The sequence below is a fragment of the Sphaerisporangium krabiense genome (assembly GCF_014200435.1).
GTDB lineage: Bacteria > Actinomycetota > Actinomycetes > Streptosporangiales > Streptosporangiaceae > Sphaerisporangium > Sphaerisporangium krabiense.
In genome coordinates this window covers 6,281,104-6,296,783 of sequence record NZ_JACHBR010000001.1, presented here as the reverse complement: position 1 = coordinate 6,296,783, position 15,680 = coordinate 6,281,104, and the positions used below count along the sequence as shown (strand labels likewise).

Below are 15,680 nucleotides of genomic sequence, written 5' to 3'. Positions count from 1 at the left end.
ATGCCTCCGGGCCCGTTCGCTGGAGGTGTGCGACCTTCTCGCTCTACTGGACGATCTTCGTCTTCGGTTTCCGCCGCCACGCGGCGTACCGGACCGCCGCACTCGCCGGGGCGTTCACCAACACCGTCTTCGGCGTCCTGCGCGCGTACGTCCTGATCGCCCTGTGGCACGCGAGGCCGGGCCTCGCCGGGTACGACGTCACCGACGCGGTCACGTTCTGCTTCCTCACCCAGGCGTTCATCGGCCCCATGCAGGTCTTCGGCGGCGGCCTGGAGCTCGGCCAGCGGGTGCGCACCGGGGACGTCGCGCTCGACCTGGTGCGCCCGGCCTCGCTGCAGATGTGGTGCCTGGCCGACGACCTCGGCAGGGCCGGGTACCTGATCCTGCTCAGGAGCGTCCCGCCCACGCTGGCGGGCGCCGTGCTGTTCGGCGTCCGGTTCCCTCCGGACGCGGCGATGTGGGCGTGGTCGCTGGTCTCGATGGTGCTCGGCATCGTGGTCAGCTTCGGGCTGCGCTACCTGGTCGCCATCGCCACCTGCTGGATCGTGGACGACCGCGGCCTGCAGTCCCTGTCCCTGGTGATGACCACCTTCTTCAGCGGCATGGTGCTGCCGCTGGTGCTGTTCCCCGGCCTGCTCGGCACGCTGGCGCAGGCGCTGCCGTGGGCGGCGATGGTGCAGGTGCCCGCCGACGTGTTCCTCGGCAAACGCGACCCGCTCGGCGCGCTGGCGCTCCAGGCCGCGTGGGTGGCCGTCCTGCTCGGCCTCGGCGCCCTGCTGACCCGGTCGGCGCGCCGCAGGGTGGTGATCCAGGGTGGGTGAGGCGGCCGGCCTCGTCAGGACCTACGTCCTGCTCGCCGTGACCTGGCTGCGCGCCGCCGCGCAGTACCCGCTGTCGATGACGCTGCTCATGGCCGGGTCCTTCGTGGTCAGCGGCCTGGACATGGCCGCGATCGCGGTGATCTTCACGCACACCGGCTCCCTCGGCGGGTTCACCCTGCACGAGGTGATGTTCCTGTACGGCACCGCGGGCGTCTCCTTCGCGCTGGCCGACATCCTCTTCGGCAACGTGGAGCGGCTCAGCCGCCACGTGCGGACCGGGTCCTTCGACACGATGCTGATCCGGCCGGTCAGCCCGTTCGTGCAGATGGCGGTGGACCAGTTCAGCTTCCAGCGCCTCGGCCGCGTGCTGCAGTCGGTCGTGGTGCTCGCCATCGCCCTGCCCGCGCTGGACGTGCCCTGGCGGCGCCTGTGGATGCTCCCGGTCATGCTGCTGTGCGGCATCGTGCTGTTCACGGCGATCTGGACGCTCGGCGGCGCGCTGCAGTTCCTGCTGACCGACGCGCCCGAGGTCGCCAACGCCTTCACCTACGGCGGCGGCCAGCTCACCCAGTACCCGCTCAGCGTCTACGGCGGGGAGCTGGTGCGGGCGGTCACCTTCATCGTGCCGCTGGCGTTCGTCAACTGGCAGCCCGCCCTGTACGTCCTCGGCCGCCCCGACCCGCTCGGGCTGCCGCACTGGCTGCGCTTCGCCGCGCCCGCGGCGGCGCTCGCGCTGGCGTGCGTGGCGGCGTGGGCGTGGCGGGCCGGGCTGCGCCGCTACCGATCGACGGGGAGTTGAGGCCGGGTGAGCCAGGTGATCCAGGTCCGGGACGTCGCGAGGACGTTCACGGTGCGCCGCAAGAAGGGCCTGCTGCGCGCCGACCGGCTGGTGGTGGAGGCCGTGCGCGACCTGACCTTCGACGTGGCGGCCGGGGAGTTCGTCGGCTACCTCGGGCCGAACGGCGCGGGCAAGTCGACGACGATCAAGATGCTGACCGGCATCCTCGCACCCTCGGCGGGGCGCATCCGGGTGGCGGGCCTGGACCCGTCCCGGCGGCGCACGGCGCTCGCCCGGCGCGTCGGGGTGGTGTTCGGGCAGCGGACGACGCTGTGGTGGGATCTGCCGCTGAAGGACAGCTTCACCCTGGTCCGCCACCTTTACAGAGTAGATCGCGAACGGCACCGCGCGCGGCTCGCCGAGCTGTGCGAGGTCCTGGACCTCGGGCCGTTCCTGCACAAGCCGGTCCGCCAGCTCAGCCTGGGCCAGCGCATGCGCGGCGACATCGCCGCCGCGCTGCTGCACGACCCCCCGGTGCTGATCCTGGACGAGCCCACCATCGGCCTGGACGTGGTGACCAAGGCGGCCGTGCGCGGCTTCCTGCGCGGCCTCAACGCCGAGCGGGGCACCACCGTGCTGCTCACCACGCACGATCTCGGCGACATCGAGCGCCTGTGCCGCCGGGTGATGCTCATCGACCACGGCAGGCTCGCCTTCGACGGCACCGTGGACCAGCTCATGGCCACCGCCCCGGAGGAGACCTCCATCGAGGACGTCGTCACCCGCCTCTACACGGGCGCCGCCCCCGAGACGCCGCGCGCCTGAGAACCCGTCAGTAGTAGCCCTGGGGGGATTCCACGCCCTCCTCGTAGTCGTCGTCGAGGTCGTCGCGGCGGCTCGCCCAGCGGGAGGGCATGAGGACGGGGATGAACAGGGCGATCCCGGCCAGGGCGTAGACGCCGCGGGCCAGCAGGTCCTGCATGCCCTTGCCCGCCTGGACGATCAGCGGGTCCAGCGCGGGGTCGGTGGGGGCCAGCGACAGCGCGCGGTTGACGTCGAGGGCGTAGATGACGGTCCAGGCCAGCAGCGCCATAGACGGCACGAACGTCGCCAGCGGCGACACCCGGCCCGCGAGAACCAGGCCGAGCAGCAGCCCGGCCACCAGCATCGCGCCGAGGCCCACCAGCGCCTTGGTGTCGCGCACGGGATCGACCGCGTTCGCGGCGCCCGCCGCCGCGCTCGCCATGCCCCGGGCCGCGTCCTGGGACGCCCAGCCCGTCCCCGCCAGGAGGACCGCCGTCACCACCACACCGAGAAGCAGGCCGAGAAAGTGCCGCATGGTCTCACCTCGCGCTTCACGCATGTTGCGAACGCGGGCAACAGTAGCGACAAAATTCGTATAGCGGCAGATGTTCCCCCCAGTGGGGCGGAACATCCACCATCACCGACCGTCCCTCCCCTAACCCTCGATATGGGGCGGGTCTCCGCGGGACAGGCGGCCCCGTCCCGTGGCACGATGTGGGCGTCATGCGTGCCCACCTCCCCCTGCGCCTCGCGCGGTCGGCCGCCTTCACGGTCGTCTGCGTCGCGCTCGCCGTGCTCGGCCACCGCGCCGCCGGCGGGCAGGGGCCCGCGTCGTGGGCGGTGGCGGCGGGCGCCGCGGCGGTCGCCACGCTGGCGACGCTCGTCGCCGGGCGCGAGCGCTCGCCCCAGACGGTGGTCGGCTTCCTCGTCGGCACGCAGGTCTTCCTGCACGTGCTGTTCGGGGCCTCGGCGGACGGCGGGAACACCCTGCACGTCCACCTCGGGCACGGGCAGACCCTCGGCGCCGACCTCGGCATGGTGATCGCCCACCTCACCGCGACGCTCATCACCGGCTGGTGGCTCGCCCGGGGCGAGTCCGCGCTGTGGTCGGTGCTGCGCCGCCTCGGCACGCTCGCCGTGCGCCGGGCGCGCCGGCTGCTCGCCCTGCTGCGCCCGGGCGCGCACGTCCCCCGGCGGCGCCGTGCGCGGGCGGCCGTCCACCTCGGGCCCGCGCCGGTCCGGCGCGCGCTCCGCCACTCCGTCCGCAGGCGCGGTCCTCCGCTTCCCGCCGCCTTCTGACGTTCTTCCGCGAGCCTTCCGGTCCTCGCGCGCCGTTCCGCGCTCAGTACGCGCTCCCGGTCGCGTGCCGGTGACCGGCGCCTTCCCGCGTGCTCTCTCCCGGGAAGCCGCCGGCCGCTCGCGTTCCCGACCGCTTTACCCACCGAAGTGGAGACTTCCATGTCGTCGAGCATGTCCATACGCACCGCCGTGCGCCGCGCCGCCGCCGTCACCGCGGGCGCGCTCGCCCTCACCGTGGGCCTGGCCCTCCCTGCGCTCGCCCACGTGAGCATCCAGCCGGGCAGCGCCGAGAAGGGCGGCTTCTCCAAGGTCGCCTTCCGCGTCCCCAACGAGCGGGACGACGCCTCGACCACCAAGCTGGAGGTGCAGTTCCCGACCGACCACCCGCTGCCGTTCGTCTCGGTGCGCCCGCTTCCCGGGTGGAAGGCCGAGGTGACCCGGGGCAAGCTGCCCGCGCCGGTCAAGTCCAAGTACGGCGAGATCACCGAGGCCGTCACGAAGATCACCTGGACCGGCGGCAAGGTGGAGCCGGGCCAGTTCCAGGAGTTCGAGGTGTCGCTGGGCGGCCTGCCCGAGGACACCGACCAGCTGTTCTTCCCCACGACCCAGACCTACTCCGGCGGCGAGGTCGTGAAGTGGGCCGACGAGCCGAAGGCCGACGGCTCCGAGGCCGAGCACCCCGTGCCCACGCTGAAGCTCGTCGACCCGGCGCCCGGCGGCGACGAGCACGGCGCAGCCGCCACGCCGAGCGCGGCGGCCTCGACGGCGCCCGCGGTGTCGGTCCAGGCGAAGAACGCCTCCGGTGACGAGGACGCCGGCTCGGACGGCACGGCCCGCCTGCTGGCGGGCATCGGCATCGTCGCCGGCGTCGTGGGCGTCGGGGTCGGCGTCGCGGGCCTGCGCCGGGGCCGGGGCGTCTCGGGCGGCTGAGCGTGACACGCCGGGTCCGGCGCGCGCCGGACCCGGCGTTCAGCTCGTGACGTCGCGGCCGGAGAAGCGACCCCAGGCGATCGCGCCGAAGACGAACGCGTAGGCGGCGAACACCAGCAGCCCCTGCCCCATCACGTCGGTCGCCACGGGGTCGCGCAGCGCCCCGTCGAAGGTGGACCACCACGAGGTCAGCAGGTAGGGGCGCACGGGTTCGAGCTGCGGAATGGCCCCGGCGACCTGGGAGAACACCACGGTCACCACGGTGGCGGCGACCGCGCCGATCGGCACCTCGGTGAGCGTGGACACCGCCAGGCCGACGATGCCGAACGCGGCCATGCCGGCGGCGGCGTACCCGATGACGATGAGCACGCGCAGCAGCCCCTCGGCGAGCGGCACGGTCGTGCCCGACAGCAGCGTGACCGGGCCCACCGGGAACAGCACGAGGCCGGTGACCAGGCCGGACACCGCGACCACCGCGCAGGCGGCCAGCGCGAAGACGGCCACGTTGGCGGCCTTGACCCCGAGCAGCCGGGCGCGCCCGGCGGGCGCGGTGAGCAGGTAGCGCAGCGTCCCCGCCCCGGCCTCCCCGGCGACGGACTCGCCCGCGACCACGCCGACGGCCAGGGGCAGCAGCAGCGCGGTCAGCAGCGACAGCGACAGGAACGTCAGCATCAGCCCGTTGCCCGCCACCTGGGTGACCAGCCCGGGCGCGTCCTCGTCCCTGCCGACCAGCCGCAGCACGACGCCGATCACCACGGGGACGGTGGCGAGGGCGGCCAGCATCGCGAGGTTGCGCGGCCTGCGGAAGGTCAGCCGCACCTCCGAGCGGAGCAGCCGCAGCCCGGACCGTCCCGCCCACGACGCCCCGCCCTTCGGCCCCGCCGCGTGACCGCCGGCGGAAGGGGTCACGGAACCGGCCGCGTACTCCGCGGACGGCGTGGGGGAATCCGTCCCGGACGGCGTCACGGAGCCGGGCTCCGGGTCGCCCGCGGCGGGCCCGGCGGCGGCCGTGCCGCGCGCGGTGTCAACCGTCGACATCGAAACCCTCTCCCGTCAGTCCGACGAACAGCTCCTCGAGGCTCGGCCGCACGACCGCGAAGCCGCGCACGGCCACCCCGTCCCCGACCAGCTCCGCGCACACGGCCTCGGGCGCGCGGTCGCCGAGGTCGGCGGTGACCTCGGCGTCCCCGGTGCGCACGCCCGCGAGGCCGAGCCGGTTCAGCACGGCCGCCGCCTGCCCCGGGTGCGGGGTCTCGACGCGGACGCGCGGCGGGTGCCCGGCGCGCAGCCCGGCGATGGTCCCCTGGGCCACCAGGCGGCCGGCGCGCATCACGCCGATGCCGGTGCACATCTGCTCCACCTCGGCCAGCAGGTGGGAGGAGACGAAGACGGTGGTCCCGTCGGCCGCGACGTCCTTGATCAGCGCCCGGACCTCGCGGGTGCCCTGCGGGTCGAGCCCGTTGGTGGGCTCGTCCAGCACCAGCAGCTCGCGCGGGCCGAGCAGCGCCCCGGCGATGGCGAGGCGCTGCCGCATGCCGAGCGAGTACGCCCGGTACCGCTTGCCCGCGGCGGCGCCGAGCCCGACGCGGTCCAGCGCGGCGCCCACGCGCGCCTTGGCGGTGCGCGGGTCGGCCGTGGGGTCGGCGGCGTCGAAGCGCATCAGGTTGTCCCGGCCGGAGAGGTATGGGTAGAAGGCGGGCCCCTCGACGAGGGCGCCGACCTTCGGCAGCGTGGCGGCGAGCCCGGCGGGCATCGGCCGCCCGAGCACCTCGCACGCGCCGCCGGTCGGCGCGACCAGGCCGAGCAGCATGCGGATGGTGGTGGTCTTGCCCGACCCGTTGGGGCCGAGGAAGCCGAACACCGAGCCGCGCGGCACGTCCAGGTGGAGGTCGTCCACGGCGACCTGGCCGCCGCGGAAGCGCTTGGTCAGCCCGCGCGCGACGATCGCGGACCCTTCGGAGGAGGCTCGGCCGGGGCTAACGCGAGGGGGCGCCGCCTCGTGCGCCCCCTCCCCCGTCATCGTCGTCACCCGCGCCCGGCGGCCTTGACCAGCGCCTCGGGCGTGACCGCGCCCGCGAGCAGCCGTCCGTCGTCGGTCAGCAGCACCGACAGCAGCTTGGTCTTGACGACCTTGCCGCTCCCCCACGGCCCGGAGACCGGGGTGGCGGACTTCAGCACCGACTCCAGCAGCTGGGACGGGTCGCCGCCCTTGGCGCGGCCGTCGCCCCCCTTGCCGTTCGCGCTCAGGTCGTCGGGCGAGAACGGCAGTTCGGCGATGGTGCCCCAGCCGCTGCCGAGGAAGCGCCGCGCCGCCGCCCCGGCGGCGTCCTCGGCGTGGTCGCCGGGCCCGCCCGTCCCGTCGAACGTCTGCCGCTTGACCGTGGCCCCGGCGGGCGGGGTGAAGGCGAAGTTCTCCGGCGCGGGCGCGGAGAACGACACCTGCGTGAAGCCGACCTCGAACGCGGGCTCGGCCGCGCCCTTGGCGAAGACCCGCACGCGCAGCGGCACGTAGGTCTCCCCGTCCAGCGCCAGCGTCACCTTGTCGACCAGCGACGCCGGGTCCTTGGGGGCGAGCACGACCTGGTAGGCGGCGCGGCCGGCGACGTGCTCGCCGTTCTCGACACGCACCGCGGTGGTCTGCTCGGCGGCCTTCAGCGCCTGGGCCGCGAAGTCCCGCGGGGTGACGGCCGTGGGCGCGGGCGTGTGGAGAGGCCGCGCCGCGGCGTCGCCGGGCACGGTGAGCTGGGTGGCGGTGTTGGTGGCGCTCTCCCACAGCCACGCCGAGCCCTTGCCGTCCGCGATGACGTCGGTCTCGCTCATCTGGCCGGGCAGCGCCAGCCGGAACCGGCCGTCGCCGCCGTACCAGACCTTGACGGTGTGCGAGCCGGACAGCAGGGACAGCGGCGAGCTGCTCGCGCCCTGCGGCAGCGGCAGCGCGGGCAGGCCCAGCGACGCGGTCTCCACGACGGTGCCGGACATGGCGGGCGGCGCCTGGTCCCGCACGGTCCTCGCGGCCTCGGCGAGCAGTTGCTCGGCGGTGCGGTCGGGCAGGGAGGGCTCTCCCTGGACGGCGGCGATGACGGGGCCCGCGCCGATCGCGGCGCCCACCACGGCGATGGCCGCGACGGGGACGCCCCACCTCACGGCGCGGCTCCTTGTCCATCTGGACTGCATGTCACTCCTCAACGGTATGTCGGATGATCCGTCACCACGCAGACTGCGCCGCGCGCCCTGAGCCGACGCTGAGACGTGCTGAGAACGCTCTCAGCCCGGCCGCCGCGCGCGGGCCTCCGCGCTGGTGGCGGGCGGGAGTGGCCGGGCCGGGATTCTCAGCCGCGTCTCAGGGGGGACGCGCCAAGATGGGGAGGACACAGCGGGAGGTATCGGATGCGCGTGCTCGTCGTCGAGGACGAGAGGCGGATGGCCGCGGCGCTCAGGCGCGGGCTGGTCGCCGAGGGGTTCGCCGTGGACCTGGCCCACGACGGCGAGGAAGGGCTCGGGCTCGCGCGGGCCGGCGACTACGACGTCGTCGTGCTGGACATCATGCTGCCCCGGCTGTCGGGCTACAACGTCTGCAAGCGGCTGCGCGCCGAGGAGAACTGGGTGCCGATCCTCATGCTGTCCGCCAAGGACGGCGAGTACGACATGGCCGACGGCCTGGACCTCGGCGCCGACGACTACCTGACCAAGCCGTTCTCCTACGTCGTGCTGGTCGCGCGGCTGCGGGCGCTCATGCGGCGCGGGGCCCGCCGCCGTCCCGCCGTGCTGCGGGCCGGGGACCTGGCCCTGGACCCGGCCGGGCGGACGGTGACGCGCGGCGGCGCGGCGATCGAGCTCACCCCGCGCGAGTTCGGGCTGCTGGAGTTCCTCATGCGCAGGCCCGGCGAGGTGGTGTCGAAGTCGGAGATCCTGGAGCACGTCTGGGACACCTACGACACCGACCCCAACGTGGTCGAGGTGTACGTCGGGTACCTGCGCAGGAAGATCGACGTCCCGTACGGGCGCAACGCGCTGCAGACGGTGCGGGGCGCGGGCTACCGGCTGGTGGGCGATGGCGGCTGACACCGCCGGGACGCGCGACGGCGCGGGACGCGGGACCGCCGGGGCGCGGGTGCCCCGTATCGCGCGGTCGCCGCTGGTCTGGTGGCGCCGCCAGAGCCTGCGCTTCCGGCTCACCGCGACCGCCTCCGCCGCCCTGGCGGTGGCGCTGGCCGTGGCGGCGTACCTGCTGGTCGGCGTGCTGGGCCGCGCGCTGATGGCCTCCACGGAGTCGATCGCCTACCAGCGGGCCAGGGAGGTGGTCGCGCTCGCCGACGACGAGCGCCTGCCGGACCCGATCGCCGTCACCGACGGCACGATCGTCCAGGTCGTGGACGCCCGGGGGCGCATCACCCACGTCACCGCGGGCGCCGACCGGCTGGTGCCGCTGGCCGACCCGCGCGCGCCCTCCGGCGACCGGGGGCGGATGGTCGACGGCGGGCCGTTCGGCATCCCGGGCCCGCTGCTGGTGGTGGTCCTGCGGGCCGACGAGGGCCGCACGGTGATCACCGCCCGGCCGTTCAAGGACGTCGCCGACAGCCTCACCACGACCGTCCACATGCTGGCCCTGGCCACGCCGGTGCTGCTCGTGCTGCTCGGCGCGGCGACCTGGCTGATCGTCGGCAGGACGCTGCGGCCGATCGCGGCGCTGCGCCGGGGGGCCGCCGAGATCAGCGGGACGGCGCGGGCGCGGCGCCTGCCGGTGCCCGAGGCCCGCGACGAGGTGCACGAGCTGGCCACGACGCTGAACGACATGCTGGCCCGGCTGGAGGCCGCCGAGGCGTCCCAGCGGGCGCTGGTGTCCGACGCCGCGCACGAGCTGCGCAGCCCGCTGGCCAGCATCCGCCTGCAACTGGAGGTGGCGCTCGGCCACCCCGACGGGCAGGACTGGCCCGAGACCGCCGAGGGCGTGCTGGAGGACACCCTGCGGCTCAGCAGGCTCGCCGAGGGCCTGCTCACCCTGGCCCGGCTGGACGAGCGCCGCCGCCCGGCGCGGTGGGAGCCGGTGGAGCTGGCCGACCTGGTCCGCGCCATGGCCGCGCGGTACGACGACGCGGTGGTGACGGTGGGACGCGCCGAACAGGCGGTCGTGCGCGGCGACGCCCTCGACCTCGGGCGGGTGCTGGTCAACCTGCTGGACAACGCCGTGCGGCACGCCGGCGCGCGGGTCCGGCTGGACCTGCGGGCGTCGCGGGAGCACGCGGTGATCACGGTGACCGACGACGGTCCCGGGATCCCGGAGCAGGACAGGGAACGGGTGTTCCACAGGTTCACCCGCCTCGACGGGGCGCGCAGCCGCGACGACGGCGGGGCGGGCCTCGGCCTCGCCATCGTCCGCGAGACCGTCCGCGCGCACGGCGGCGCCGTCCACCTGGAGGACGCCTCCCCGGGCCTGCGCGCGGTCGTCCGCCTGCCGCTCAGCCCCTCCCCGGAGTGACCCTGCCCCCTCTCCGCGGAACGCCCGCGCGGGGCGAGAACCGCGCGCCGACGCGGCCGAGGCCAATGCCGCGCGGGGACACCGAGGCCGCCCACGTCCGCCCGGTTCGCCGGGACAGGCATGGTAATGTCCCTCGCCGATCGTGCGGCGGGCCCGTGCCGTCCGGCAGTGGCGTCCCGCGCCGACCAGTTGAGGGGGAATCGCGTTGCTTCCCGAGAACGGCCGTTCCGCGCAGGACATCCTCGCCGAGCTCGCGCGGCTCAGGACGGACGACCTGGCCGTGCGGGGCGGCACGGTGACCGCCTACGTGTACGACACCGGCCGGCCCGAGGTGCACGACGTGGCCGCGCGTGCCTACCTGGAGATGCTGGAGGTCAACACCCTGGACCCGACCGCGTTCCCGAGCATCGTCGCCCTGGAGCGCCAGGTGGTCGGGTGGGTGGCCGGGGCGCTCGGCGGCGGGCCGCACACCCCGGGCATCTTCACCAGCGGCGGCACCGAGTCGATCATGCTGGCGGTGAAGGCGGCCAGGGACACCCGGCCCGTCGCGGGACGGCCGCGCGTCGTGGCCCCGGTGACCGCCCACCCGGCCTTCCACAAGGCCGCCCACTACCTGGGCGCGCGGGTGGTCCCCGTGGACGTGGACCCCGTGACCTTCCGCGCCGACCCCGCGGCCGTCGCGGCCGCCATCGACGACGACACCGTGCTCGTGGTCGCCTCCGCCCCGTCCTACCCGCAGGGGGTCGTCGACCCGGTGCCCGAGATCGCCGCCCTGGCCGCCGCGCGCGGGGTGCCGTGCCACGTCGACGCGTGCGTGGGCGGGTGGCTGCTGCCGTGGCTGGCCGAGGCCGGGGCCGAGGTGCCGCCCTTCGACCTGTCGGTGCCCGGGGTGACGTCCCTCTCCTGCGACCTGCACAAGTTCGGGTACGCCCCGAAGGGCGCCTCGGTGGTGCTGTTCGCCGACCCGGCGCTGCGCCGCGCCGCGTACTTCGCCTCGGCCGCCTGGCCCGGCTACACGGTGATCAACTCCGGCGTGCAGAGCTCCAAGTCGGCCGGGCCGCTGGCCGGGGCCTGGGCCACGCTCAACGCGGTCGGCCGCGAGGGGTACCTGGCGCTGGCGCGGGACGCGCTGGCCGCGGCCCGCCGGCTCGTCGAGGGCATCGGGGCGATCCCCGGCCTGCGGGTGCTGGGCGCGCCGGACGCCTCGCTGGTGGCGTTCACGGGCGAGGACGGCGCCGGGGACGGTGCCGGGAAGGGGGTGGACGTGTTCGTGCTCGCCGACGAGGCGCGCCGGCGCGGCTGGTTCCTGCAGCCGCAGCTCTCCTACGCGGGCATCCCGGCCAACCTGCACGTCACCGTCACCGGGGTCACGCTGGCGGGGGTGGAGGCGCTGCTCGAGGTGATCGGCGCGTCGGCGGAGGCCGCGCGGCGGCGGGGCCCGGCGCGGCTGCCGGACGGGCTCGCCGAGATCCTGGCCACGCTGGACCTGGACGCGCTGGACGACGCGGCCTTCGCCGAGCTCGCGGCCTCGGTGGGCGTGGACCTGGCCGGGGCGGGCGGGCCGGACATGGCCGTGGTCAACACGGTGCTCGACGCGCTGCCCGCGGCGAACCGGGAGGCGATCCTGATCAGGTTCCTGTCGGTGCTCTACGGCTGAGCGGCCCGCGGCGTCTCAGAGCGTGGGGGCGTCCGCGCGCAGGCGGCGGACGGCGGCGAGCGCGGTCACCGCGGCGGCGGCGTCGTGCACGCGGAAGACGCGCGCGCCCTGCCAGGCGGAGACGGCGAGCGTGGCCAGGGTCCCGGCGTGCCGTTCCTCCACGGGAAGGCCGCCGAGGGTCTCGCCGACGAAGTCCTTGTTGGAGACGGCGACCAGCACGGGCCAGCCCGTGGCGACCATCTCGTCCAGCCTGCGGCCGACCTCCAGGGAGTGCCGCGTGTTCTTGCCGAAGTCGTGCGCGGGGTCGATGAGGATCGCCTCCGGGCGCACCCCGGCGCGCACGGCGCGCTCGGCCAGGGCCGTGGTGTGCGCGATCACGTCGGCGACCACGTCGTCGTAGGCGATGCGGTGGGGCCGCGTCCTCGGGGTCACGCCGCCCGCGTGGGCGCAGACCAGCCCGATGCCGTGCTCGGCGGCCACCTCGGCCAGCCCGGGGTCGGGTCCGCCCCAGGTGTCGTTCAGCAGGTCCGCCCCCGCCCGGGCCACGACGTCGGCGACCTCGGCGCGGTAGGTGTCCACGCTGATGACCAGCGACGGGTGGGCGGCGCGCACGGCGGCCACCAGGTCGGCGACCCTGCGGATCTCCTCGGCGGCGTCGACCGTGTCCCCGGGGCCCGCCTTGACCCCGCCGATGTCGACGATGTCCGCTCCGGCGCGGACGGCGGCGTCCACCGCGGCGAGCGCGGCCTCGAAGCCGTACGTCCTGCCCTGGTCGTAGAAGGAGTCGGGGGTGCGGTTGACGACGGCCATGACGGCGAAGTCGCCCGGCTCGAACTCGCGGTCGCGCAGGCGCAAAGTATGCATCGCCGTCAGCGTACGCCCGCTTCGTCGCGGGCGGCGCCAGGGAGCGCCGTGGGGAAGACCGGCGTCACCAGGAGGCGTTCCGATTTGCCGGGAACGCTCCAAAATCGGCTACAGGGCACGCCCGGTCTCCGCCAGGGTCAGGAAGTCCTGGGCCACGACGGTGAGCCGCCTGCGCGCGTGCACGAGCGCGATGACCCGCCGCAGCGGAGGATCCAGGGAGCGCACCACCAGCCCGGCGCGCACGGCCTGCTCGGCCGTCCCCCGGTACCAGAGCAGGGACGCCGCGGCGGTGCGGACCACCGTGTGCCAGCCGCCCCGCTCGTCGGTCTCGGCGGCGACGATGGGCCGCACGCCGTAGGTGGCGAAGAGCTGGTCGAACTCCCTGCGCCGCGCGCTGCCCACCGGGGGGAGGATCAGGCGCATGCCGTTCAGGCGGATCATCGGCACCGTGTCCGGCAGCTCGAGCCCGGGCGGGGAGATGAGCACGATCTCCTGGCGTTCCAGCGGATGGCTCACCAGGTCGGCGGGCACCGGCAGGTCGGTCAGGCCGAGATCGGCGCGCTGCTCGCGGATGGCGTGCACGACGCCGTCCCTGCCGTCGGACCTGACGATCTGCACGCGCACGCCCGGGTGCTCGGCGACGTAGGCGGGAAGCAAGCGTCCCGCCAGGCCGGACTCCAGGGTCGGGGGCGAGGCGATGCGCAGCTCGCCGCCTCCCGTGTGCGTGCTCGTGGCGAGCGCCTCGATTTCGGATACGGCCTCGAGCGCTTCCTTGGCGAGTTTCACCACGCGCCGGCCTTGCGCGGTCACCACCACTCCACGGCCGGACCTGGCGAAAAGGGTCATCCCCAGTTCCCGTTCCAAGTCGCGAATGGCCCGCGAAAGGGCCGGCTGGGCGATGTACAAGGACCTGGCCGCGTCGGTCATGGTGCGGTGCTCCGCAGTGGCGACCACATAACGGAGCTGCTGCAGATTCATGGAATCGAAGCTAGGGCAGACAGGTCCGGCGATTCCGGAACATCGCGGAGATCACCTTGGATGATTTCAGAATGTAACCATATACGGCTACATCCGTGACTGCTGAGAATTGAGTAGAGTTCTGCCCTAAATCGCATGAATTGCGGAATCGGTGACAGGGGAGCACGGTCTCGGTCCAGCGTGACCGGGAAGGGGGCAGCCGGAATGTCCGCCAACGGGGGCGACAACGGTCGGGGGCCGAAACCACCACAGGGGGCGACTCGTCCCTACGCACAGGGAGGACCTCCTTCCTACCCGGGGCCACCGGGCGCGAGGGACTCTCCCGCGCCTCAGGACGCCGGATACGGCGCGCCGTATCCCGGCCAGGGCCCGATGCGCCCGCCCCCCGGCTACCCGCCCCGGCCCCCGGTCGGCGGCCAGGCGCCGCCGGAGGCGTACGCGGGCCAGGCCCTGGGAAATCCGGCCCACCCGGGGCACGCACCTCGGCCGGGCCACGCCCCGTACCCGGGCCAGGCCCCGCCACCGGGGCAGACGCCGTACCCAGGCCAGGTCCCGTATCCAGGCCAGGTCCCACCACCCGGGCAAGCGCCGTATCCAGGGCAAGCGCCCTACCCGGGCCAGGCCCCGCCGCCGAACCAGGGACCCTACCCGGGGCAGGCTCCGCCGCCGGGCCACGCGCCGTACCCGGGGCAGGGGCCCGCGGGACCGCCTCAGGGCCCGCCGCAGCAGTACGGGCAGCCCTATCCGCCGCCGGGGGCCGGGGCGCCGCAAGGCCCCGCGTACCCGCCTCCGCCTCCGAGTGGACGGCCTTCACCGCCGCCCGGCCGGCCCCCCGCGCCGCAAGGCCCCTACGGCCCGCAGGACGGCTGGGGCGCGCCCGGGTGGCGTCCGCCGCCCCGGCGGCGGTCCAGCGCCGGCGCGGTGATCGGCGGCGTGCTGGGGGCGATCGCGGTGGTGTTCGTGCTGCTGGTGATCGGCGGCGCGCTGCTGGCGAACGCCACGCGGACCAGCACCACCTCACCGGTGGCCGTCCCGACGTACGACTCCGCCACGCCGGAGGCCCGCCCGACGGCCACGGAGGTCCTGCCGCGCCCGACACGCGGGACCACCGGCACGGACCGGGACACCTCCACCCGGCCGGACACGACCACGCGGCCGAGCAGGCCGGCGCGCAACACGACGCTGACCCGCAACTCGCTCTACCTGGCGGGGACGCTGCCGCGCACGAACTGCCGGGGGCGCGCGACCAACGTCTACAACGACGCCCAGCTCAAGGCGCTGATCCTGGCCACGAGCACGTGCATGAACCGGACGTGGTCCTCCGCGCTCGGCAAGGTGGGCATCCCGTTCTCGCCGCCGGGCTACGCGGTCACGGCGCGCGGCGGGCGGGGCGCGTGCGGCGACTTCCCGCACAAGGGCAGCATCGTGCCGTACTACTGCCCGCGCAACGCGACGATCTACGCCTCGACCTCCGCGATGGCGGACGGCACCGGCAGGCAGCGCGGGTACGCCTCGCTGTCGAACTGGCACGGGGCCTTCACGGCGATGTTCGCCCACGAGTACGGCCACCACGTCCAGCACCTGTCGGGGCTGGAGGACTCCTGGTGGTCCAAGACGCTGGCCTCGCGCTCCTCGAGCGGCAAGCTGGGGCTCAGCCGGCGGTACGAGTTGCAGGCGAACTGCCTGAGCGGCCTGTGGATGCGGTCGGTGGCCGCCAGCTACCCGATCACCTCGGCGCGCCGCAACACGTTGTACTACTTCTTCTCCAACGTCGGGGACTGGCCCGGCTACCCGCGTGACCACGGCTCCCCGCCGAACAGCGGCCGCTGGTTCCGGCAGGGCTACGAGCGGGTGAAGACGTTCCAGTGCAACACCTGGCTCGCCTCGGCCTCCAGCACATCCTGATCCGGTCCTGACCCCTGTGGCGGCCCCCGCCGGGAACGGCTTCGCGCCTGACAGCCGTTCCCGGTGGGCTGACTCTCGCGCGTCAGGCGACATCAGTCATTAAGCTGCCAGTTACCAGCTGATTCCCCTATATTGCGCATGCGTCTGTGATGTCCATGTATGGGGGTT

The 15,680-nt window shown here is 74.6% G+C and carries 15 protein-coding genes; 9 read left to right on the top strand and 6 right to left on the bottom strand.

All coding sequences use genetic code 11. The annotated features are described in order from the left end of the window. Window positions 1-53: 53 nt before the first annotated feature. From BJ981_RS27575 to BJ981_RS27565, 3 genes are read left to right on the top strand one after another with little or no spacing between them, the layout of a single operon-like run. Window positions 54-821, top strand: a complete 768-nt coding sequence (locus BJ981_RS27575; RefSeq protein WP_184616439.1) for an ABC transporter permease — start codon at window positions 54-56, stop codon at window positions 819-821. Continuing rightward, entirely contained in the window at window positions 814-1,620 is an 807-nt protein-coding gene (locus BJ981_RS27570) for an ABC transporter permease (protein WP_239139412.1), read from the top strand. Before BJ981_RS27575 ends, BJ981_RS27570 begins: the two co-directional genes overlap by 8 nt. 6 nt (window positions 1,621-1,626) lie before the next feature. Then, complete coding sequence (locus BJ981_RS27565) at window positions 1,627-2,424, top strand: ABC transporter ATP-binding protein (RefSeq protein WP_307837841.1); 798 nt, start codon at window positions 1,627-1,629, stop codon at window positions 2,422-2,424. 7 nt (window positions 2,425-2,431) lie between these two features. On the opposite strand, the gene BJ981_RS27560 is transcribed toward BJ981_RS27565, so the two are convergent. Then, window positions 2,432-2,938 carry a hypothetical protein gene (locus BJ981_RS27560; RefSeq protein ID WP_184615189.1) on the bottom strand — a complete coding sequence of 169 codons (507 nt, stop codon included), beginning with the start codon at window positions 2,936-2,938 and terminating at the stop codon, window positions 2,432-2,434. Window positions 2,939-3,126: 188 nt separating this feature from the next. Between BJ981_RS27560 and BJ981_RS27555 the strand changes: the two genes are divergently transcribed. Both BJ981_RS27555 and BJ981_RS27550 read left to right on the top strand, forming a co-directional pair. Then, window positions 3,127-3,702 carry an MFS transporter gene (locus BJ981_RS27555; RefSeq protein ID WP_184615187.1) on the top strand — a complete coding sequence of 192 codons (576 nt, stop codon included), beginning with the start codon at window positions 3,127-3,129 and terminating at the stop codon, window positions 3,700-3,702. Window positions 3,703-3,861: 159 nt separating this feature from the next. Continuing rightward, on the top strand, window positions 3,862-4,632 hold the full coding sequence (locus BJ981_RS27550; RefSeq protein WP_239139411.1) for a YcnI family copper-binding membrane protein: 771 nt from the start codon (window positions 3,862-3,864) through the stop codon (window positions 4,630-4,632). 39 nt (window positions 4,633-4,671) lie between these two features. Here the strand turns inward: BJ981_RS27550 and BJ981_RS27545 are convergent, their stop codons facing one another. From BJ981_RS27545 to BJ981_RS27535, 3 genes are read right to left on the bottom strand one after another with little or no spacing between them, the layout of a single operon-like run. Further along, complete coding sequence (locus BJ981_RS27545; RefSeq protein WP_184615185.1) at window positions 4,672-5,670, bottom strand: DUF2705 family protein; 999 nt, start codon at window positions 5,668-5,670, stop codon at window positions 4,672-4,674. Next, window positions 5,657-6,652, bottom strand: coding sequence for an ABC transporter ATP-binding protein (locus tag BJ981_RS27540; protein WP_184615183.1), 996 nt, complete (start codon window positions 6,650-6,652; stop codon window positions 5,657-5,659). The genes BJ981_RS27545 and BJ981_RS27540 overlap by 14 nt, the downstream gene beginning before the upstream one ends. 5 nt (window positions 6,653-6,657) lie before the next feature. Continuing rightward, window positions 6,658-7,776, bottom strand: a complete 1,119-nt coding sequence (locus tag BJ981_RS27535; RefSeq protein ID WP_239139410.1) for a LolA family protein — start codon at window positions 7,774-7,776, stop codon at window positions 6,658-6,660. Window positions 7,777-8,019: 243 nt separating this feature from the next. On the opposite strand from BJ981_RS27535, the gene BJ981_RS27530 reads away from it, so the two are divergent. The 3 genes from BJ981_RS27530 to BJ981_RS27520 all read left to right on the top strand — a co-directional run bounded on the left by BJ981_RS27530 (window position 8,020) and on the right by BJ981_RS27520 (window position 11,765). Then, window positions 8,020-8,694, top strand: a complete 675-nt coding sequence (locus BJ981_RS27530) for a response regulator transcription factor (RefSeq protein WP_184615179.1) — start codon at window positions 8,020-8,022, stop codon at window positions 8,692-8,694. Beyond that, on the top strand, window positions 8,684-10,108 hold the full coding sequence (locus BJ981_RS27525) for a sensor histidine kinase (RefSeq protein ID WP_184615178.1): 1,425 nt from the start codon (window positions 8,684-8,686) through the stop codon (window positions 10,106-10,108). The genes BJ981_RS27530 and BJ981_RS27525 overlap by 11 nt, the downstream gene beginning before the upstream one ends. A 205-nt stretch (window positions 10,109-10,313) precedes the next feature. After that, the gene (locus BJ981_RS27520) at window positions 10,314-11,765 is read left to right on the top strand and encodes a pyridoxal phosphate-dependent decarboxylase family protein (protein WP_184615175.1); all 1,452 of its coding nucleotides are present in this window, start codon (window positions 10,314-10,316) and stop codon (window positions 11,763-11,765) included. Between the two features lie 15 nt (window positions 11,766-11,780). Here the strand turns inward: BJ981_RS27520 and folP are convergent, their stop codons facing one another. Both folP and BJ981_RS27510 read right to left on the bottom strand, forming a co-directional pair. Further along, entirely contained in the window at window positions 11,781-12,629 is an 849-nt protein-coding gene (gene folP / locus BJ981_RS27515; protein ID WP_184615173.1) for a dihydropteroate synthase, read from the bottom strand. A 108-nt stretch (window positions 12,630-12,737) separates the two neighbouring features. Then, window positions 12,738-13,607, bottom strand: coding sequence for a LysR family transcriptional regulator (locus BJ981_RS27510; RefSeq protein WP_184615171.1), 870 nt, complete (start codon window positions 13,605-13,607; stop codon window positions 12,738-12,740). Window positions 13,608-14,528: 921 nt separating this feature from the next. Here BJ981_RS27510 and BJ981_RS27505 point away from each other — a divergent pair. Continuing rightward, a complete protein-coding gene (locus BJ981_RS27505) occupies window positions 14,529-15,512 on the top strand; it encodes a neutral zinc metallopeptidase (RefSeq protein ID WP_184615169.1) in 984 nt (327 codons plus the stop codon). Window positions 15,513-15,680: the final 168 nt, after the last annotated feature.

Bases quoted from the DNA above. Each gene is read 5' to 3' on its own strand.
- BJ981_RS27560 (WP_184615189.1), bottom strand. From the start codon at position 2,938: ATGCGGCACTTTCTCGGCCTGCTTCTCGGTGTGGTGGTGACGGCGGTC.
- BJ981_RS27555 (WP_184615187.1), top strand. From the start codon at position 3,127: ATGCGTGCCCACCTCCCCCTGCGCCTCGCGCGGTCGGCCGCCTTCACG.
- BJ981_RS27550 (WP_239139411.1), top strand. From the start codon at position 3,862: ATGTCGTCGAGCATGTCCATACGCACCGCCGTGCGCCGCGCCGCCGCC.
- BJ981_RS27545 (WP_184615185.1), bottom strand. From the start codon at position 5,670: ATGTCGACGGTTGACACCGCGCGCGGCACGGCCGCCGCCGGGCCCGCC.
- BJ981_RS27540 (WP_184615183.1), bottom strand. From the start codon at position 6,652: ATGACGGGGGAGGGGGCGCACGAGGCGGCGCCCCCTCGCGTTAGCCCC.
- BJ981_RS27530 (WP_184615179.1), top strand. From the start codon at position 8,020: ATGCGCGTGCTCGTCGTCGAGGACGAGAGGCGGATGGCCGCGGCGCTC.
- BJ981_RS27525 (WP_184615178.1), top strand. From the start codon at position 8,684: ATGGCGGCTGACACCGCCGGGACGCGCGACGGCGCGGGACGCGGGACC.
- folP (WP_184615173.1), bottom strand. From the start codon at position 12,629: ATGCATACTTTGCGCCTGCGCGACCGCGAGTTCGAGCCGGGCGACTTC.
- BJ981_RS27510 (WP_184615171.1), bottom strand. From the start codon at position 13,607: ATGAATCTGCAGCAGCTCCGTTATGTGGTCGCCACTGCGGAGCACCGC.